Source organism: Psychrobacter sp. DM4 (assembly GCF_051307035.1).
Lineage (GTDB): Bacteria > Pseudomonadota > Gammaproteobacteria > Pseudomonadales > Moraxellaceae > Psychrobacter.
Genome location: NZ_CP195536.1, coordinates 1,167,986 through 1,190,570, shown reverse-complemented (window position 1 = coordinate 1,190,570; position 22,585 = coordinate 1,167,986). Strand labels below are relative to the sequence as shown.

Genomic DNA, 22,585 nt, shown 5'->3' with positions numbered 1-22,585 from the left:
CCTACATTATTTATAAAAAGCTAATTAAATATTTTCTGACACGATTTATCGTATTCCTACTATTTTTAGTAAGATTCAGGTGGCATGATTCATATTTGGGTTTTAACCGTAAGACAACCTATCTTAGACTTCAACCACCTAAATACTCACTCGGCGTACCATGGCTAGAAATATATAAATATCGAACGGCACGAGTTGCTGCAACATGAAATAAAGCCCTTTCATTAACATCTGATAGACGCTGCTCTACTACATCTTCCGATGCATTTATTGCAATGTTTAATGGCACTACCCCCTTATTAATACCCACCATCATGACGCATCTAAACTCCAACCCTTTAATACGATGCATGGTAGCTAGACGTACCCCTTCTTTAGATCGATCGTCTGACTTTTGGCGAGAAAGTGTATGAGTAGGCACTCCGTGACTTTGTAAAATATTTGCATACGATTTGCATAATTGATTCGTACGTGCAACAAAACATATCTCTGAAAGAGAAACGTCTTCATTTTTTAACTTTTCAATCTGCTGTACTAACCACTGTATCTCACTATCAATATCTGTAAAATTTTGAACAACAGGCTCTTGGCCTAATACCAATGAGCGGTAGTCATTTGTACTATCGATACCACCATCTAGATCATCGATATCTACATTTTCTAATAAAGCAGTCGCATAACGACGAATTAGTTCTGTAGTACGATAGTTAATTTTCAACTTACGACCACGCCCTATGATATTAATACCACACTGACTAAAGCTTGTTTTACGTTGATAGATACGTTGATGCGCATCCCCAACGATGAACATATCATTCTGATTCTCTAGAACCAGTGCGCGTAACAGTTTTAATGACTCAGATGTAAAGTCCTGCCCTTCATCTACGACGACAGCACGATAACTACGTTTATCACCACCACTTTGCATTAAATCTAGGGCATGGTGCATTGCATCTTCTACAGTGACAAACCCACCTCTCGCCAGCTGCTCTCGCATCTCCTCAAAAACAGGCCAAATATCTGCTCGCTGTCGCCTATTTAGCGCAACACCTCGACCAATACGACTAGCATTAAAATACTCTCGACGACTACGCACTTGCTGAGACAAAATAACCCGCTGCCACTCTTCTTTATAAAAGCTATCAGGATAGTCAAGCTCGCCAGGAACTAAAGCCATTGCCTTGCTCCAGCAGTTTTCATAGTGTCTATCTCTGCCACCAGGGTAAATAATGGTAGATTGATAACCATTACGCTTAACAAACTGACTGACCCATGCATCAAGATTAACTACCTCAATGCGCTGGGCTTGCTCAGGCGTGCATATCTTGCGTAAATTATCTGCAATATCTAAAGCTAAATTACTCGTAAATGTGGTAAACAGCAGACGAGCATCTTTTGGCCAATCTGGTTGAGAAACTAACCAGCGTGCACGGTGCATAGCAACAACCGTTTTACCTGTACCAGCACCCCCTAGAACTCGTACTGGACCATTCCAGTTTCGCTCTACCAGCTGACGCTGTGAAGGGTGTAAGAATACTCTCCAGCGCTCTAAAGGTGCATTAAGCATACGACCTAGCTCCTGCTCATCTTCAGGAACATGGAATCGACGCTGTGTCGCTGGGTTATCTAATGCTCTCTCAAAATCTTCCGTGTCTACAGGCTCTTTGGACTTCAAGACCGAGTATTCTTGAACAATATCCTCTAAGGGCGTCCCTGCTGCTAATAGATATAGTGCCTCAAATGCTTCAATAGGTAATCGGCGCTCTACTCTCTCTAGCTCCACTTCGCTAGTCAAAGAATGTACTAGTGCTAAGCGCTCCTGCGGGACACCTATCCTTAATAACACATCGTCTTCTAAATCAAACAATGGTGCTGCGTCAACAGCTGCACTCACCTTTTCAGCCTGGTTTTGTAGAGCATTAGCTTCTACAACAGGGGGTTGTGCATCTTCCTCAACACTCTCTAATTCATGCTCCACCTCAAATAATTGTAGAGATCCTGTTTTTGGATGAATCTGACAACGATGCCGCACCGCCCAGGTATAAGCATTATCATGATTATCTACCCATAGTAAGATATAAACATTTCCCTGCTCTGGGCTAAGTACAATGCCGCGATAGTCTCTATCAATACGTACAGATCGAAAGTTGGGATCTCGAGCATTTCGTATCAATTCATAATTAATGCCTGATGCTCGAGGATCAGCACGAAACTTACTGACAAAGTTCATTACTGCTTTTTGCTTTTTACGAGGAATGCTCGCAAAAGCCTGAAGAAAGCCGTCCCCTAACGCTACTTTGGGCTGTACCTTAGCCATACTCTACTCCTTAATTAGCGCCTAGCGCCGTTTCTAACTGCTCTAACCAGTTGTCAGACTCTAATGAAATAAGTAACCAATTTTTTAACTCTGGCAACTCATCAACTGGTTCAATAAATACAGCAATATTACGATCAAACCATGCTAATTCAGCGGTACCTATTGTGGCACCCTCTTCATTCGTTAAGTCAATTCCCACTTCAGGCGCTACTGTTATAAGGTTTTGTAAAGACATAATCTCATCATTCGTTAATTCGCTGAGCTCACGAATATCAACCCACTCTTTATCTAAAGCACTTCTATTTACATCATAACTTGCGGTAGTGCTTCCGATAGATTCTTGATGCTCCGTACCCATTCCCAGTAAATCCGTAAATAAGCCAACTTGCAGACCTGATTCTGTGACTGGATGAAATCTTGGCGCAAACTGTAAGACGTTATAAGCCTGCCAAATTCGTCGCCACGTTTCTTTTACTTCTTTAGAATGCTGACTATTGAATACAGCATCATTGATACTCATAAAAATGTGTAACATTGGCTGGTCGGTCTTTAATGACTCTATATGATCCTTTTCAATATAACTGAGCAGATGCCAAGCATTCGAATGGTTATCTCTATCTGCAACAACGCCCCAGTTACTAGGATCACTCGGTAAGCTGTCGACAACTGCCTCATACCAATTGGTATTGTTTTCTATCTGATTCGCAACAAACTCATCCAACTGTGGTCGACGTGGTACCAGCTGTAGGAAAGACAAGCATAATGCAGACTCGGTCAGCTCTTGCCATGTTTGTTTCGAGTTTGTGAGCCATGCTTTCAGCCATTCAAAATTTCCTTGCTCTAATAAGCCACGGATTTCTTTTAAGTTTCTCCATGAGTGCCTCGGAGCAATCGTATTCCATAATCGACAACCTGGGCTAGACTCCTTTGTACAATCTAATAGTAGACGTGGCTGGCTGACTGTTTTGGTCGTACTTTCATTGTCCAAATCATCCCAAGTAAGTACCCAGACTTTTCGACCAGAGCGTAATAAGCTGAGTCTTTTCCGCAAGTCGTCTGTCACAATATCTCTGTGATATTCATAACCATCGGTATAAATAATCAGCTCGTTATCTTGAGTACGTTCTGCTTCTTTGAGCGGACGCAACACGAAGTCTGCACGGGTTTCTAACACCCCATCATCTTTACCAAACTCAACCTGTGGCTCTAGTTGCCACATACTTGATCCCGTATCAATAAGATAGCCAGGCTTATTATTGATACGCTCTTTTATCACTTTAAACTGCTTGCCCAGCGCCTGAACAAACCTCTCTTCCAAAGCACTCTCTAAGATATGATTGGTCGGTACCTCATTTAAAGCATCAATAGGCACTAACTTATCTTTGTTATGCAGAATCTGTGTCAGTAGCTTAACCGCAGCCTGTCGTGAGATATCCTGTCTATGATGACTATTGCGATAAGCCAAAATACAGCTATAACAGCCATCTTTATTCTCATCATTCACACACTTACAAGTACTTAGATGGTTCAGCGCTTTTTCCAACATTGTAAATAAAGCTGTGGGAGATACCATTAACTGCTTTAAGTACCCTGTACCGCCAGGGATACGATCATAAATCACCAAGTACTGTTTGCTACCAGATAAACTCGATTCTCGCATTTCAGTAACTTCAAGATGCTGTACCGCGCCATGGAAATACTCTTTTAACCCCAAATTAATAGCAGCAATGAAAGACAATCTTGCCTGTTCTGATTCAGCTACGTCAGCTAAAGGTAATAAAATGCGGATGGCTTCTGACTTAAGCTCACGATATAAATAAAGGCTTTCAAACCAGTCATTTTCAGACTCAATAGCACCAGGACGTGCCAGCCTACAATCTAAAGCATGAGCAAACTGCCCTTTCTTAAGCTTTTTACGACGCACCATGCCACAATACTTACATATCTGAAAACCTTTTCTTGAGCTGCTCTTACCAGCGACAGAGAAGCTATTAAACTCTCCAAACTGCTCGCCAAAGTTTACTTCCCTAAAAGTAGCTGTGCTGACGTATTCAAAACCAAAAGGTAGCTCAGGGTTATCAATACGCATGGCATTGCGACAGTTTATGGGATCAATATCAATCAATAACTGACGCTGAAAGAACTTAGGCTCTCTCTGATCACTGTCATCACTAATACGGTCATAGCGAGAGTTAGCACGTGCATAAACTTGGCGTAACTTAAGCAGATTGTGCTTTTGCTGGATATCCGCCCAATAAGGATCACCACAACGCGGACATGCACTGTGCTTATCACCCGATAAAGTTATATCTTCAGTGTAGTGGCAACTAGGACACATCCGCCATTCACTAGGCTCAGACAACCGCAGATCGATCTGCTCAATACTAATCTTATGTTCAGATACATAGAAGACATTTTCGGGGACCAACTCATTGAGCGCAGCTTGTGCTGAGCGCTGGAATTTTAAAGAGACTTGCTCATAACTGTTTTTCTCAGAAGACTTATCAGAGCCAGTCCTGTCTTTTTGGTCGACTTTACGCACAATGACTGAGTTTAAGGTAACACCCTCTTCAGGGAACGCATAGTTCGGTAACAACCCTTCATCTGTAAAGAAGCTGAGCGTTGGCTGTTTATTAATACTGCCCATTAATGATAGCAATGCATCACGTTCTCGTTTTAAGTCCCCAAGCGTCTGATCTCGTGCATCGTCTGCCGGCTGCTTTGATAGCACTTCAAAGTTCTTCTTCAGATCTGCAGCGCGCTTTCTATGGCTCTCACGGCTGTCTAATAACTCTTTTAGCCTATTAACGATACGCCAGCTTAGCGGCGTATGCTCTGCTTGTTCTCCAGATAGCGATTTTCTTCCCTGCCCATTGCCTGAGTATTGTAAGCCAATGAAATCCTTTAAGTGTGCTTGCCCCTCTTCGTCCAGCTCTTTAAACAACTGAATAAATCTACTATAAATCTGCTCTTGATGCTCGTCGATAAAACTAAGCAGATTATTAGGAAATCTCTGGATGGCCAATCCATTGCTTGTATTTTTTCCTTTGCCTTGCAAACTGTTTAACACCGAGCCCATCGTTGGAGCGATCGCATCTTCACTGACTCCTGTTGCGACCCACCGATCAAAACAATAGGCAATGAGTTGACGTTCCAATACCGCCATTGCATTTAAGAAGATACCAGGGGTAGCAACATCCCCTTGAATCATCTCTAATGGGTCTTCATAAAAGTAGTTATCATGATTACTACCATTGGCTATAGTGAGTGCTAACGCATTGCCATTACTACGACCAGCACGACCAATGCGCTGTAAGTAGTTGGCTTGCGCAGGGGGCACAGAGCATAGCAATACAGCGGATAAATCACCAATATCAATACCCATCTCTAAGGTGGGTGTTGCCGATAGCAAGTTAACGTCCCAAGCGTTTTCTCCATAAATAAAGGATTGCTCAATAGCCAAACGATCCTTGCCTTCTAGCAGTCCTGTATGTTCACTGGTTACCAAACGCTTGGGTGAAGTCCGATAAGCCAACTGCCCTATCTGACCGCTATTCACGGGTACATAAGAGCCTTTACAGTCACTTTGTAGGCAAGGCATGCCATTCCAATTAGCTTGATGCTGTAGTGAGATTGTTTGACGGCTACCACAGCAATTACAAGCAATCGTTGCAACCGAGGTTACTACTTGCCAATATTCGGTATTTAATAACCAAGCACCCTCCCCTTTGATTGTGTCTTTCTCTATCAACCAGTCATGATGATTAAGCGTATTGATTAAAATACGTGCCGCTTGTTCATACTCAGCAGAGGCTAATATATTGTCGAAAGCTATTGTCTTATTGAACCAATCTTGATACCACTGAGAACCTCTACCTACTAGGTTTTGGAAATTGTTATTAACGGGTGTAAAGGTTAGTGCTGCAGGCGGTTTTGATGAAAAACCAAAGCCTGGTAACCAAGGAATACGAGACAACAGATAGGTTGTGCCACCCTCTCTTACATAGCTGTCTAAGATTGGATCATAAAAGGCACCTTGTTGACGCAATCGATTTAGAAAACCCAATAAGAAAGTTCGAACTTGCTCTACCTTTAAATAACGAAACTGCTCTAACTCCTCCTGCCAGTGACGCAATATCTGATTTATACAATCTTCTAACGCATCTGGATCAGGTTGAATCACTGCCACCGAGGAGCGCTCTAATGTGCGTCCTATTCTTGAACGCAGCCCAAACTCAGTTAGTGCCTCCCATCGAAGCCTCTGAGCAACCAATTCAAGTAGAGACTTACTAACGACTGCACCTTTAGACTCTATTAAATCCTGATAACCAGACAGCCACTGCATATTGGGGGCTATAAAGGTGCCAATAAAGCCTGCATCATTATTGAACTCTCGTTGCCAGTATTTTGGCACTTCATCAATAAACCGTGACAACGCCATATTATCACCTTCATTGCGAGCCACATGAGCCAGTGCCTGACGAACCGTCTGCATATAAGTGCGTGCACCAAAGAAACCAGCACGATGCGCTGCATCCTGTACTGAATCAGAGAAGGCAATTAATTTATGGTCATCATTGCAGTGAGAGCCATAGATTTGACTGATAGCCACACTGGCCAAACTTGCTGCTCGTGAACCCAATATCATCAAGCTGCCACTAGCGGCACAACGCGGGCAGTCATCCGTGCGGATATTTTTGGTTTGACCAGCGCGCTCAACTTGTTTGACCAGATTAGGGATCCATACTTTGAGCAAGGGCTGTTCACAGTTTTGGCATTGATTATGTTGCACCGTATTCAATTCGCAGCATTCGGTACATAATTTGAACACTTCTCGAGCTTGCTGCTGATCTAGGGTTTCTTCATTATCAGCAATGGGATAAAGTAGGACTGAGTCTGGTGATTGGGAGAACCAGCCCGCATAAAATCGTTGTAATTCTGGGTTAATCGTATGCTCTCCCTGAGGTAACATGGCACCCCAAGCGGCAGAATGACATTCACGGCAATGTAAGATAGGTAAATGCAGTGGTGATGTAGAGTCAATCAAGTCATCTGAGTGTACCAGTCTTGGCTCAGGGCTAACACTGGCCAACATACGCCTTAGCTCACGCAACCATAGCTGTACCCTTACTTGTAAAAATGGACGGACTTTTTGCTGTGAATCGTCCGCCCAGATACGTGCTGTAGAAACCAATGCAGTTAAGCTGTCTAGTAAAGCCAGCGTATAATCAGTGCTGCTTAGATTAAAGTCTTGTTGCCACTGCTCAGCCAGTTGACGCAAGTCTGCTATCTGGTTTGATGCTCGTAATAGGCTCAAAAAGGCCGTGTGCTGATGCAAATACTCACCCAAAGCAACGCAGGCCGCTTTGTACTCATGGGAATCATGGTCATCAACATCCAAAGCAAGATCGACACTGAACCATAAATTGGCTTGGCGACGTAAATAGACCCCTTGCGTCAGTGCGCCTGGAAGCAGTTCTTTTTCAAGTGCTTTTGGCCAATCGACAATAATCTCTGGTTTTTGCTCTGCATTAAGTAAAGAGTTTTCGCGAAACTGCTCAACATACTCTTCAACCGTAATCCTGTCTTCAAGGATGATACTGTCTAAGCCAAAGCTAGTAGCAAAAACCTCACTGGCATATTCAGCTAGCTGCTTACGTGCACTTTCCCCACCAATAGTCGCTGAAGTACCTACACAGGCCAAGTTATCTCGTAGATGCAGCTTGTCACGCAGCCGTCTAATCAGGCAGGCAAGGTCTGTCCCTTGTGCCCCATCAAAAGTGTGCAGCTCATCCACTACGAGGTAGCGCAGCAAATCCTGAGTCTTGAGGTTATGCTTCCACAGCCTTTGGTCCTTGGGACGCATTAATAAGAAGTCCAACATTTTATAGTTGGTTAATAAGATGTCTGGCGGATTATCACGCAAGGTATCCTGATTGGTAATGACTTGGTCAGGGCTCATCACTCTAGAGTCAGAGCCACCATCACCAGTAAACAGGCCAACTGTAAGCTTTGGAGTCAGACTCGATACTTCTTTGGCAAAACGGCGCGCCTGGTCGGTGGCCAATGCGTTCATAGGGTAGATAATAATAGCCTTGATGCCCTTGCGGCGTTCTTGCAAACAATAATCTAAAATAGGGTATAAAAAGCACTCTGTCTTACCAGATCCAGTACCGGTTGCCACCAGTGTCGACTGCGGCTGCAAGGTAGCTAATCGTTCAAAAGCACGCTGCTGGTGCATATAAGGGGCAAAGCCAAGCTTGACCTCAGTTAATGGCGACTCAGCTGAGTGGCTGGCTGTTCGAAATGGCAGCTTCACCTCAAGCCAAGGGCCTTTCAGCAGGTTGTTTGGCCGATTAGGATCTCGTAAAAACTGCTCCATCAATCCCTGCTCTCCGTGCCCTTGAAAACCAGCAGTAGTCATTGGAAAACTACTGGATAAAAAGTTCTCTAGCTCAGATTTTATTTCACGAGCAATTGACGAAGGAAGCATTGATAGTCCTTTTTACTGGCTTTTAATTAGGTAAGTGGCGAATAGATAGCATTTTAATTAGATATCAGTGATCGTATAAAATAAGCATTTAAAATTCACCTAACTATTTTTCAATAAGATAGTTAGGTGTTTTTTATATTCGAATTCGCTATTTTAATTTGACCTTGGGTTAAATCTCTACATTCTTTTAGTTCAACCATAACTCTGTTATAAACAGTACATTAGAACTATTTTCACTCTCTCATTCTTGATAAGATCTCATCTAAAGCTATATCAACTTCTGCTCCATATTTTTCACTTTCCTCAAAAGTAGATTTAGATGCTTTGAGTGCCTCCCTAGTCTGTGTTACTTTCTTTACTCGGCCTATGCAATGTAAAGTATCATTGTATCCTTGCTCTACCCACGATGGGATTTTGCTTGTATCAAAGCCTAGCAAATCTTTAGCACCTCCCATTAGCCCCGTAGCTCTAGCCATAGTTGCCTGAGGACGAATTTCAAGAATTGTTACCCCAGGAAAGTCGTTACGGCTCCAAAAAGAACCGTTGCTAAGGTGAGTTACTATTATAAGATTACAACCTGCATCTATCAGAGGCTGTATTGGTGTATTACCTTGTGCTTTTGACCAGCCACCTTGACCCCCATCAGTATACTTATGACCTAACACCTTTCGTGCTTTAAAAAGCTTAGGTAGTGCTGCTGATGCTAATAAAGCATTACGCTGCTCATCTTTAGGCAATGACTGAACATGTAAAAACTCAGAGTCTGGAGTATCTTTTAATTCAGTTGCAGCTAAAAAGCAGCGGCCAATATCTATTGTTGCGCCTAAACTTCTATAAACCGACACATAAAGAGGAAGACCCTTAGCGAGCTCATTGGTGTCAAGATACTCATTCATTAACTCTGTTAAGGGCGTATCTGATAGAATCGCCTCGTCATATACACCGAGGGCTAACATCAGATAACGGGCGCTAGGTACTAATGTAGCTCCTGCAGATACTGCAAGCTTTATATAACTCATTGAATTTAACTGAATAGGAGAGGTTTCAGCCAAAATACTCCAAAGTTTTTCAATTCTCTCAATACCTTCAATAAGTGTTGGTGCGCTGGCTAGTATCCCACCATTAAGCGCCCCAATACTAGCGCCTGACACCATATCAATCTGAGTACCTAATTCTTGTAAAGCTCGCAGGACACCAGCTTGATAAGCTCCTTTAGCACCGCCACCAGAGAGTACTAAACCTACCTTCATTTGTTCAGACATAACTTTCCTCCGCAAATACTTCATCAACAATTGTCTCAGCTATTCGTGATGCATTTGCTAATAAAGGAACCTCTCCTAGCCTTTCTGGTAGTTTTTGCGTAATAGTTGTAATTAAAGGCGCTTTATCCGTAGTAAAGCCATTCGCCAAATACTTTAGTGCCTGATGCCAGTCGTCATCTTGATTAGTATTATGAGGCAATTGCAACCAACCACTATAAAAACTCAATCTAGTACTAGTGCTAATTTCTGCATCTGTTGCTAGCTGTGCAGTTGCACGATCTACTGCTTGCTGCATAAAGCTATCTCTCTCAGAGCCTGTATGACTGAGGCAGAAATCACCAAATGCACCCCACCGTAACTCTTCTATAGCTGCGTAGCAACGACCAGCAGGCGAATAACTTACTAAACGCCCAGCCCTCCATTTATTAAAAACTTGGTCAAGATGCAGTATTACTTTTTGATTAAAACCAATTCGCATAACCTCTTCATCTAAACATAGCATGCGATCGTTGAGATTTTGCGACAACTCATCTAATCTATGACGAGTATTTTCTGAATACTGTGCAAGGTATGTTACCTGACTAGTTAACTTAGTAACTCGTTCATTGACGCGTGTTATAGCATTATTAGTATGAGCTAAGTCTTGGGTAAGCTCGGTTAGCCATGTCAATGAACATTCAACAGCATTAGTTAAGTTAGTATTAATTTCATTTTGACGTCTTACATCTTTACCTGTAAAACCATCAAAACAGCGAGCAAAAAACTTGTTTCTCTCACGCTGTACCTCTGAGTGATCGCGAGTAACATCAATACTGTTTGCAAAATCTACTATAAATTTTTCTGGTATTGAAGTTAGCGTTTTTAGTAAAACACAATCAGGAGTTATCGGTTGTAAGTTCTGGCTCATTTTACTATCCCTACGCCTAGCAATAGACCACGTACATCTTTTAAGATAGCCTCGCTATCGCCCAATAAATGAGGAATAGGTTTCTCTAATTCTTCTAAACTATTTAGTAGTAGCCTCTGATCTTCTTGACTTTTTTTCCTATCATCCATACTAGCTATTAAGTCGCCACGAATATGCTCAACCTTTGCTGTCAGAGCAGTAAAAAAGCTATCAGCTTGTTCATTTAACTGTGCTTCAACTGTTGAACCAAGAGTCTTCTCCAAGTCGCTAAAAGCTATTCCAATTCCTTTTTTGACTTGCGCCTTGATAGATTTTATATCAACATAATATACGTCTACGTCGACTGAATAGTCTTCCCATCCCCAATCATTTGTATTGAACCAACTACAAATTTTCCCCCATGTTCCACTCTTTCTACGCGAGCGAGTCTCTTTTTCTTTTCTTTTCTGTGTTGCATCATCTAATACTTCATCGATAGCAAAGCCTAGCTGTAAGTCTTTTACATCTGGTAAACGGATAATTAAGTCAAAGTCACCCATATCCTTTTTGATATTGTCAATTACTTTTTTAGTTTCATCAACATAACCTTGAAAGCTCTCACTGAAAGATTGTATTTGTTGCTGGACCTCCTTACGTAAAGTCTCTTCAGCATCTTTACTTGCTGCCTCAATGGATGCTTCAATACGGTTGAGTAGCTCTTCAGCTTCATTTTGGTCTTTGAACTTAAGTGGTTTGTCATTAAACTCGAAGTCTTGAGCGTCTTCTTCTCTATCTGAAGTACTAGAATAGCCACCTAAGCTAATTCGCTTCACAAGTTCTTGCATCGGACTTTCAGTACCTTTTTTTTTAGGTTTTGTACTACGCCCTTTCTTTTTTTCTTTTTGCTTCGTCCGCTCAATACGCTTACCTTCTTTAAAGTACGTCTCAAGAATAGACAGTGTTTCTTTTTGAGCTACTTGACCTGCGATTTGAATACCTTTTCGTACGTCATTTAAAGCAGAATTAGTATCCTTACTAACAGCCTTTTCCTTATTCTGAATAAAATCTATATTATCTTGCAGCGAGACAATTCTAAGTTGAAGCTCATCAACACTCTTCTTAAAAGCTTGTTTACGAGTACCTAAGAAATTTTTTGCATTCTCTGCAATCTCAACCATTTTTGATGCTGTGGAATCAATAGTAAGAATAGCTGCCTTACTGTAAGCTTGACGAATCACATGTTCTAGCGGTTCGTTGAACTGCGACTCTTCCCATAAATAATTAGCTGCAGCAGTAACTGTCTCAATATCATTAATTTGGTCTTTCCAGCGGAAGCCACCTATTGCTATTTTAGCAAAGTCAGTAACCCACTCATGAGTGTCGTGACTAGGTAGACATTCATTTATAGCAAGCTCATTCTTAGCTTGACTTGCCAAATAACCGTACCTTGCTGATACGGGGTATACACGATTAGTAGGAATCAGCCCTTTCATTAAATTACTCGACACGTATTTACGCACTTCATTCGAGCTATCACTGTTTCTATCTTTTTGATCAAATCTATTAACTAGTGCGTATAAGCGTTCGCCACTTACACTTGCAACTTCTTCTAAGTTTTCACGCATTTCATTGTCAGCATCAGACTTTAGCTGGGTGTAATCTAGCACAGCCAAAATGGCAGACGCTTTTTTGAGTTGATCACGAAGCATAGGTCGCAGATGACTCTGACCAGCTTCATTAGGACCAGGAGTATCAAGTAAAGTTAAACGGCCTTGCATATGACCCATCTGGCTTAAATGAATAAACTCAACCTCAATAACAGGCAAACTCTCAATACGGCTATAAGCAGAAAATGGAAAATCTACTTCAAGCTCTGTACATAAGCGAACTAAGTCATTCAAGCTTTTAAGAAAGTTAAAAATTGCATCGCTACCTTCGTGGTTTTCCGAAAAATATTGTTTTCTTCTAACCTGTTCTAGCAGCTCTTGCATGTCATCATTTTCGTTAAGCTCCTTTAATAGACTGTTAGGCGCATTTTTTAATTTTTCACTCAACTCATTGACTAGGGTGTTAACAGGTGCTGTATTCTGAAAAATTAAACGCGGCTCAGTAACTCCTCGAGTATGACGAATCAATGTGGGTAAAGCAGTCATTGGTCTATTACGATTCGGTAAGACCTCCATGCCAACAATAGCATTGATAGTAGTTGACTTGCCTGCCTTCATTGTTCCCACTACAGCTATGACTAATTCAAGGTTATTAAGCTTATAACTTTCATCCTCTAAACGCTTAATAGCTTCTACAATAGATTCAGAATCAAGGGTTTGAGTGTTTTCCTGGTTTGTTTGAACTAATAGGTTCGGTGTACTTTGAATTTGCTCTAATACTTTAATCTCTTGTTTTAATAAACGTTGTGCTTCATCACGTAATAAATTAGTATCCAATTCGTACATATTTAGTTCGATCCTCAAATAGTTAAAATTTATAAGCACTTAGTACATACTACTTCTTATATTTATAAGAAATACTACTGCTTAGAAGTTGTAAGATTTATTTTCGATATTTCTTTTTCTAAAAATTTTCAGTTGATAAAATAATTATTTTCATAGTTAAGCTTAAAAAAATAGCTAAGCTTAAAGAAGAATAACTAATAATCAGCCTTGTTCTTCTAACAGCTAAGCATCTCGATCTTCGCGCAAATATATCTTCATCTCTTTTTCATCAATTGAAAAATAAGCAAGAACTTGTAAAAGCGTATCCTTAATACTATTGGCAGACATATTCACTTCGGTATAAAAACCAGCAGGCAAAGACTGAGCTACCCGTAACTTTTTTTGATCTTCTGTAAATAAAGGATTTCCTCGTTTGCTAATGAAGCGTTTATCAGTCACCAATGCTGAAAATGCTGCAGGACTTTCTTTATAAAGAGCATGTAAAACTTTTAGATAAACTGCTTTCCAAGTAGTGATATTGGTATAAGCGATACCTTTTAGCACAAAACCATAGGGACGCTTATAAGTGAAGTTATCGTTTAGCGAGTAAGCCTTGCTACGATCCAACTCTTTTATCATACGCTGGTTTTTTATCGTGTCATCATTGCCATGCTCAATGACTGGCTGTACGCTTTCTATATCGTTTTTAAAATACGTTAGAAGTTGTAGTTCAACAGCAGCAGCAGCCTTACTCAGTTGACTGGTTGCCAAATTATAATCTTGAATAAACTGAGAGCCCTCGATAATTGACTCATTATCACGATGATCGATGCCCAGCCAAATATCATCCGATAAAGATACTAACTGCTCATTTACGTCAGCCAGTTGTTCGAGAATATGTGGTATTTTTCTAATGTCCATTACTCCCCCTTTTCTTCAAAGAACGTCCATGCAATCGCATAGTCTTCTTCACGATCAGGCTTAAAGAAGGGCGCTTCGTACACAATGGTGCGCTCTACTGGGCCGCCAGGTTGGGTATCATCCATATAGGTCTTGCTTACGGTGTCGCCTGCTTTTAGATCTTGAATGTCATTCCAACCTAAAGCAATACCGCTCTCTTGGCGTTTGATTGATTTGCTACCGCCCTCATCATCAGTGTCGGCATATTGAGTAATGGCGTAGCTAATGCCGTCATTTAAGTCTGACTTACGAGCGGTACGTGGTAAGCCAACACCGACTAACCCTTTGCTTGGTGTAAACACAATACGGCCATTTTGGTCATACCAAGTGTCCGCCTCATATTGACGCATCACTGGGAACTGCACGCGGTAAATGGTCAGCAGCTCTTCTAGTGTTAATCCAAGCGCTTGTGCAACCAGCACATCAATCTCTACCAGTGCTTGCCGGCGGGAGTAATCACTACGCAAAGCACAATCACGTTGCCATTCAGGAGTTAATTCCTTAAAGAAGTCTTGTGGTAAGACGTTTGCACCGGGGTGATTGCTATCAGAGCCAATACTCCAACTTTGTTCATTGAAATCTGAGTCCCAGCAATCATCCCAAAGCTCATTGTAGCTCGTAGTAATACATGATAATCCTAAAACCCTAATTTCAAACATAGGGTTATTGACAACTTTTTCTGGTAAAGCATAATCCTCAATGCTTTGATGCAAGTTAGTTCTACCAGATAACTTCATCATAAAATCATATACTATTGAAAAGCATACTCCTGAAATTGCTACTAATAATTCGCTAGACTTGAAAGCATAAGTTCTTACTCCATTTGTATGCGCTACACCCTTAGGAGCTAAAGCTGATACCAATCCCTTTTCTGCACCTATACTGATCATAGCTCTTAAAGCTAAACGATAATAATCCGTAACCTTTCTTTCCTTTTGGAAGCCGTAATCAACCCAACTAACGGTAGGTATCTTACTCTTATATAAGTCTACACCGCATGCAGGTACGTAGTTAGTTCTAGGTAGATAGCCATCCTGTAGAGTTATCAAATCAAGACAGTCATAGTGTGCTTTTTCAGTGCATATTACTCTTGGGGTTTTATATAAAGGATTTCCTGTAAACAGGTGTGGTCCAGCTAAAACAAGTTCATTGTTATCACTAGGAAACTTCGTTTCACGCTTTATAGTATCATCACTCTGGGCAGCAGATTCATTCCAAAATTGCGTAGAAAAGTACTCTGCTTGTATATCACTAAGTTGCTTAGGTTGGGATGCGAATTTTTCTAAAACAGTTAGGAATTGTTTAGCATGAATAGCAGGTAAACGTGCAGCTGAAGCTTTAGTTCCTGGCTCATCATAGAGTTTAGAAAAAAGCTCTAACTCTTTTTCCGTAATATCTATAATTCTGTCAGCATGACCTGACTCGTCCCAGTTATTTGTTTCTTCATCTTTGATTCCACCAACAATACCTCTTCCATCATGATCAAAACATAAGTCTATTGTTTTAGGCGAGAATAAATTTGCGACATTACTAAACCAGGGACTCTTTTTATATGTTCCATAGACATTAGTACTATATTTATTCCTATGACCTATTGGAAATAACATGTGTTGATTCTGAAATTGAAAGTGCGCCTTAAGCCTCCTGTATATTGCTTCTCTTAAGATACCCCCATTAGGATCATCATATACTCCCTCAGGGTGCAGAAACCCACTTATTCCACAAATATTAGTATAGCTCCATGCTTGAGGTAAAAAACATTTATAGAGATTTGTTTGAACGCCTTGCAATAGTGGAAAGTTACTTACATCACCTAAGTAACTTAATACACCATCACTTTGTTCATAATCTTTCAACCAGCTCTTAGTAAGATCAGGATTTCTATTAAATATTGCATCTCGTAACTTCGCCATTTTCGGAGCGGTAAACTTTCTCAAAATTAGAAGTGGTTCAAAATCGCCTAATACATCACCAGAGTTCCATGTAATTTTCAACCAAGGCGGGTTACCCAGCATCAAATCAAAACCATCATTTTTCGCAAACACATCCGCAAACTGTAGTGTCCAGTGGAAGAACTTATGCTCATCAGCTAGCTCTTCAACCAATCCCAAACGCGGGAAGGCTTGCTTAAGCAGCTTGGTATCGACCACGCCGTATTTACTGACAAAGCGCTTGCCCTCCTCTAAGTTCTGCGTCTCTGCAAACAAGTCTTGCTGATTGCCTGTCTGCACCCCGATGGTATCGCCCAACAGTAAGCTTTCTAACTCAAACAACCACTCATCACGGCTTGGCAGCTCATCCGCTTGCTCAATCGGCCAAAACCATAACGCACACCAATAGTCCATCGCCAGCTTGAGACGACCAAAGGCGCTACTGTTGCTTAGACCCTCGGCATATAGCTCTTGGGTCAATACCTGATCTTTATAATCCAGTGAGGTCTGGGTACGGCCTGTACTGGGCATGCCGTAGATATCGTAAGGGTCCGTGGTCTTTTGACGGATATTGTGCTGCTCTCTGGTGTGCAGCTGCCACAGCTCCTCAACCTTCTCACTAAGGGCCATTAGACGGCGCTGCTCATCACCATTGAACGGCTTTAAGAAGTCTTTGCGCCAGTCTTTGATGGTATCAAACTGCTTAGGATGTAAGCTCTTTACTTCCCTATCTTTATAATTGGCCATGCCCTCTGCAGGCAGTAAGAAGTGCCAAATCTCATCTTCCGCTCGCGGCTGGCTCATCGCAACCGCTTCTGGGGCGTTTTGTAGCCACTGCTTAGAGTCGTTCTTTTTGGCACCGGTCTGAGTCAGCTTATACACTTCACGGCGCGCCCCAATCAAGGAGTTACCGTTATACAGCTGCATCCCAAACCAAGGCACGAATCGGTCTGCCGACAAGGCGTTTAGCCACAATGACACTTCTGCCAGCTCTACCGCCACTGGGTTTAAGTCAATACCATAGACGTTGTTGTCGGCCAGATACATTTTGACCTTTTGTAGCTCTTTAACATAGTCTTGCTGGGCAATACGCTCATCGTTTGCGCTTTGCATCAGCTCTAGATACTTCTCAGCCAGTTGGTTGATTGCCTCGTTTAAGAACGCCGCGCTACCCATCGCTGGCTCACACACCGTAAACTGCAATAGCTTTTCAGCCCGTTCACGGTCATTGGCCAGAGGTTCAAGCTGCTGAGCGTACAGCTCTTTTAGCGCATATTTCACCAAGCTTTTGGTCAACACCTCTGGGGTGTAGTAAGACGCAGACTTCTCACGGTCACGGCCGGCCATACGGTAGATAAACGTACCCTTAGCGTATTTTTTCAGCTGTTTATTGCCGTATTGGTCAGCGGCCTCTTTTTCATAGACCTTCTCATCGTCTTTATATTGCTCTAATGCCTCAGCATTAACAAAATAGCCAGTATCTAGGATATTATATTTATCGCCCGCCTTTTTTACCTCATACAAGTCTTCGTTAGCGAAGAAGCCGCGATAGCTCAATAATGCCTCATAGACCGCACCCAATTGGTTAATGCCCAGCTGTGCGTATGAGATACGACCACGGCGACGCTTGTTGCTTTTGTCCGGACGGCTCAACGACATCAGCTGAATCACACGCTGTAATAGATGGTTCGGGAAGACAACCTTACTTAGTAACGCAGTCTTTTTGGGATCGAATAAGTGCGACTTGAGCGCGGTCATGGTAAAGGCATCACGGCCGGTCTGCTGCGCTGCGCCAAACATATCACCATGCTGTTGCTCAGGCGTACCCTCTGATACCAATGCAAACAGAATATTCAGCGAATCGTTAAAGTATCGACCTTGACGCTCTTGCTCATTGGTCAGCGGCATCAGCTCAAGCTCGCGCAAGTGCTCTAATGAATACCCTTTTAGATATACCTCACTACCAGTTGGCGCATAGCCAAGCTCAGGACGCGCCTCGATATAGAACAAAAACAGCAATCGATACATATAACGCAAGCATTGGCGAGACAGCTCATCAGGGTCTAGTTGGTTTTTACCACTAAAAATCCCTTTTTTATTCTGACTGGCTTTGGCAATCAGCTGCTGTGATGCTTCATTACCTAATAGCTCAATACACTCACGCAGTGCATATTTTAAATCCTCTGATACGCCATAAGCATGTTTGTGCGCATTTTCATCAAGCGTATCTAGTAACGTTTGACCCTTGGCATCTAACAGAGCTTCTTTATGCAGCAGCACAGTGGCTGCTTTTAGAGTATCTAACTCACGGCGACTGAATACCTCTTTCCAGTCAAAGCGGATTAAACGGTTTTGAGCATATTTACTGCGGTCAATTAATAGCCACTGATATGGGCTGGCGAGAATGACCCAGCGTGGAGGCAGGGTTTGGCTAAATATCGTACTAGATAGCAGTTTTTGCCAGTTGTCTTCTGACTCTTGCTCTGACTGTTGCTCGAATGATGGATAACCCTCTAAGCCTTTCATCTGTGCCGAATGCAGAGGCAATGCCAGTGGATCGCTATCAGCATCATAATCACTGCCTAGTGCCTGAGCTTCTAAAATCCATAACAGCGGCTCGCCTTGGCTGTTTTTTATCTCGCCCAGTAGCGGTACATAACTTTGGGTATGCTCAACATATTGTGCACGAGGTGCATAAGGCAACTCAAAGGTAGACAGCAAGCTACGCAATACCTCACGACCCAAGGTTAGTCTGTCTATAGCGGTTTGCTTGTGACCATATTCATCAAGTAGCAACAACGTCTCTCGAGCATTTCTGCTCATTTGATTCCAAGGCGTGCGCCAAGCATTTTTCTTATCTTGCTCAGTCAGTGCCGCTTCGCGAGCTTTAGTTTCTTGCTGTTGCCAGCTGTCTTGAAGCCCTTTTACATCACTGTCACCGGCAAATATCTCTGCCATATAGTGTTGGCTATAAAATTCGTTCTCATTACTGATTCCGGTTAAGTTCATAGCACGGCTCCTGTATCCTGATGGGGCATGCCAGTAAAGACTGCGGCGACTTGTATGTAAGGTTGTTTTTCAATGAGCTGCGTATTTTCTAACCATTCAAAGTAATCATCAAAAATACGATTAATTTCACTTTCGCGGCTATAGCGTTTTGTATCTTGCTTGCTACCGCTCAAGCCTTCTAGGTCAAGCTCCAACTGGCTAATGTGCTTGCTCTTTAGCGTATTTAGCGCGTCTATTTGTTTCTCTAATACAGCATTACTGGTCTGCTCATACTGTATACGTTCTTGCTCCAGCTGTTGCTTGGCGTGGTTTATAGCTATAGGTAACAGCTTAGATAACGCACTGGTATCACTACTGCGACCTGGGTTAACCAGCTTATTTAGGTTTATCCGCTGTAAGAACTCTTCCAAATCGCAGCTGTCAGTAACTTGATTGTCTTTGATATGCACGGCACACCAGCTTTGTAGATGTACCTGCCCGCGGCGATTGGGGAAACCGCCATGTAGCACATACCAATGCTCATCTTGCTCCAGCTGCTGCGGAATACGGATGACAGGAGCCGTATGACGACCAAACGCATTGAGCGAGCGATCATATAGCCACTGCACAACAGGATGAAGGGGCCACAGATAGTGAATATTAGGCCAAGGGGTGTCTTCTTCTCGGCAACGCTTGAGCTCATCACTGATTTTTTGACTGTCGCTAGTTAATACAAAGCGATCGTCTTGCGGCCACACCTCTTTTGGTAAAAAGCGTCGGCGCTGCTTGAGGTCACTAGGCGCAGTTAAGCGCAGCATATCGCCATCAATACTAACTTGTAGCGCAACACTCGCATCTTCTTGTAGCCAATTAACTGCGGCCGTAGCATAGTCCATATCGTTATCGAATATCTGTGGGCGGATACCCAGCATCTCATCAACTGCCAAGCTCTCGTTGGTTGGGGTGAATGCCTCAACAATATCTACAGGCTCGCTATCACCGTCATCTGTACCACTAAAAAAGTCTCCTAGCAGATCATCCAAATCATCGATGTTATTATCACGCTCTATCAGCTCCGCGGTAATCGCCTCGCCCTCTTCTTTGTTAAATTCACTGGGGTCACCAATGTTCTTGCCAGCCTGAGCATCTTTTTCGATAAGCACTTCTAGGATGCGATTATCGCCCTTAATCTTTTGGTTACTGCTATCGGTCAGTAAATAACGAATCAGAGGTTGCTGCGTTTGACCATAGCGATCAATACGACCGTTACGCTGCTGGAATACCATTAATGACCAAGGAATATCAAAATGCACCATGCGATGACTCAAGTGATGCAGGTTAATACCCTCTGAGGCCACATCGGAACAAATCAGCAATCTAGCAGGATGGTTCTTTTGGTTAAATGCATCTACCGTTTGCGCCAGTTCTTTATCACTCATATCCCCACATAAGATAAGCACTTGATCTTTTTTGAGTTTAAGATCTTTAGGCAGATGCGTTTCTAAAAATTCAAGCGTTGGGATACTCTCTGTGAAGATAACCAAACGGTCTGACGAGTCTTTCGGATCCCAATCAAAACCTCGCCCCTCTTCGGTATCCATTTTCAGCAGCTCTACCAGCTTTTGATACTTACTAAAGCTTTTAGCATCAATACTCTCTGCTGCTTTTAGCAACGTATGCAGTTGGTTTAAGTCACTTTGAATATCTTCTCGCTTATCGGCAGCTGTCTCTTTTTCTAACCTTGATTTAAGACGCTGTGAGCGGTTGACAATCATGCTTAGCAAAGCAGCAGGACTTGAGAATAGTGCTTTACTTAATGTGGTTCGGAACAGCTGCCCAGCGCCAGCACTTTTGAGCGTCTTAAACTCTGTCTCTAATAAAGTGTCATAGGTATACTCTTCTGGCACACTTGCTGTCGACATACGCGTAGCAATGTCACGATCAGGGAAATTGCTGCTAAGTTGCTCACGAATATCTTCTTTAAAGCGGCGGATGACCAAACCTTTATCACGAAAATCTTCTTTGGCGTAATCAGAAGGGTTAGCAATAGCAGTAGGATCTAGCATGTTCATGAGGCTTGCAAAGCTTTCTGGCTTACCATCATGCGGTGTTGCAGATAGCATGATGAGCGTATCAGAACGTGTGGCCAATAGCTTAGCCAAGCGGGCCCGCTGCGAATGACTACTGCGCTCCGCTACGTTATGCGCTTCATCAATGATGATAATATCCCAGTATGCCTGCTCTAGATAATGACGATAATCAATATCTTGCTTAATGGTATCAATAGAAATAATCGAGCGGTCAAAATAGTGAAAGGGATTGTGATTAGTGGGAATCCGGTTACGGACTCGTTGCAACCCTTGTGAGTCAAGACGGGTCAGGCCAATGCTAAATCGATTCCAAAACTCTTGTTGAAACTGAGTCAACATAGACTTTACGGCCAATACCAAGATGCGCTTGCCTTTACCACGCGCTATCAGCTCACTGACCAAGATGCCCGCTTCAAGCGTTTTACCAAGACCCACACTATCCGCGATTAAAATACGCTGCCGAGGTTGTTGCAAGGCCTGGCGTGACGGCTGAAACTGGAACGGCATCACATCTAATGCTGCTTTTTGACCTAGATATATTTTTTCATCAACTGGTGGCGCTTGTCTGATTAAAGTATCTAAATACAGACGACTTGCGCGATAGCCACTACTGATATCATCCACCAGATCTGTCTCTTCCGGTGCCAGAATACGAATGTTAGGTTCAATCTTAGTTAAAAATGCCGCTTCACGACCTCGAACTAACTCAGACAGCCCTTCACAGGTCAGAAGATAGCCACCATCAGAAGTGTGATCAGTACGTTTAATTCGCCACTCAGCATCACGAATTTCTACACGAATACCGGGTGCATAACGTTGCGACATAATGCCGTTCCTTACTTTTATTTTAAATTTGATAAATGCGTGTGATAGTGATTACTTCATCTGCGAAAACTATAAAAACCAATCTATTAATACTTTTAATTTTAGATGATACGCGCTGTATTGAAGCTAATAACCATTAGAATTTAAAACTTTAGTCATTTGAATATAAGAAATTTCTGTTAACCAGGTAGATTCATATTTATGATTTTAGGTATGAATACTGGCATTAAATGAATTATATGCGAATGACTATAAACTCAGGTTTTATAGAAAATTGTTGAGCTAAATTATCGACTAATGATTATAACGTAATTGTTTCAGAACGATAAGCATATTTAATCTCATCTATATCAAATTAATCAGATAAGATTTGCGTATAATTAGCTCTACACTGATTCTCA

Annotated in this window: 8 protein-coding genes; all 8 read right to left on the bottom strand. The window is 42.2% G+C overall.

The features are described 5' to 3' along the window. Window positions 1-130: 130 nt before the first annotated feature. The 8 genes from ACR64G_RS05150 to ACR64G_RS05115 all read right to left on the bottom strand — a co-directional run bounded on the left by ACR64G_RS05150 (window position 131) and on the right by ACR64G_RS05115 (window position 22,184). Window positions 131-2,317: a 3'-5' exonuclease gene (locus ACR64G_RS05150; protein WP_435980444.1), complete on the bottom strand. Its 2,187-nt coding sequence runs from the start codon at window positions 2,315-2,317 to the stop codon at window positions 131-133. A gap of 10 nt (window positions 2,318-2,327) precedes the next feature. Beyond that, window positions 2,328-8,810 (bottom strand): DEAD/DEAH box helicase, encoded by a 6,483-nt coding sequence (locus ACR64G_RS05145; protein ID WP_435980443.1) that lies wholly within the window; start codon window positions 8,808-8,810, stop codon window positions 2,328-2,330. 233 nt (window positions 8,811-9,043) lie between these two features. Next, a complete protein-coding gene (locus ACR64G_RS05140) occupies window positions 9,044-10,072 on the bottom strand; it encodes a patatin-like phospholipase family protein (protein ID WP_435980442.1) in 1,029 nt (342 codons plus the stop codon). Further along, window positions 10,065-10,979 (bottom strand): diguanylate cyclase regulator RdcB family protein, encoded by a 915-nt coding sequence (locus tag ACR64G_RS05135; RefSeq protein WP_435980441.1) that lies wholly within the window; start codon window positions 10,977-10,979, stop codon window positions 10,065-10,067. The genes ACR64G_RS05140 and ACR64G_RS05135 overlap by 8 nt, the downstream gene beginning before the upstream one ends. Then, window positions 10,976-13,411, bottom strand: coding sequence for a dynamin family protein (locus ACR64G_RS05130; protein WP_435980440.1), 2,436 nt, complete (start codon window positions 13,409-13,411; stop codon window positions 10,976-10,978). The genes ACR64G_RS05135 and ACR64G_RS05130 overlap by 4 nt, the downstream gene beginning before the upstream one ends. A gap of 222 nt (window positions 13,412-13,633) precedes the next feature. Continuing rightward, window positions 13,634-14,311 carry a hypothetical protein gene (locus tag ACR64G_RS05125; RefSeq protein ID WP_435980439.1) on the bottom strand — a complete coding sequence of 226 codons (678 nt, stop codon included), beginning with the start codon at window positions 14,309-14,311 and terminating at the stop codon, window positions 13,634-13,636. Continuing rightward, on the bottom strand, window positions 14,311-19,290 hold the full coding sequence (locus tag ACR64G_RS05120) for a hypothetical protein (RefSeq protein WP_435980438.1): 4,980 nt from the start codon (window positions 19,288-19,290) through the stop codon (window positions 14,311-14,313). Before ACR64G_RS05120 ends, ACR64G_RS05125 begins: the two co-directional genes overlap by 1 nt. Next, window positions 19,287-22,184 (bottom strand): DEAD/DEAH box helicase, encoded by a 2,898-nt coding sequence (locus ACR64G_RS05115; protein WP_435980437.1) that lies wholly within the window; start codon window positions 22,182-22,184, stop codon window positions 19,287-19,289. Before ACR64G_RS05115 ends, ACR64G_RS05120 begins: the two co-directional genes overlap by 4 nt. Window positions 22,185-22,585: the final 401 nt, after the last annotated feature.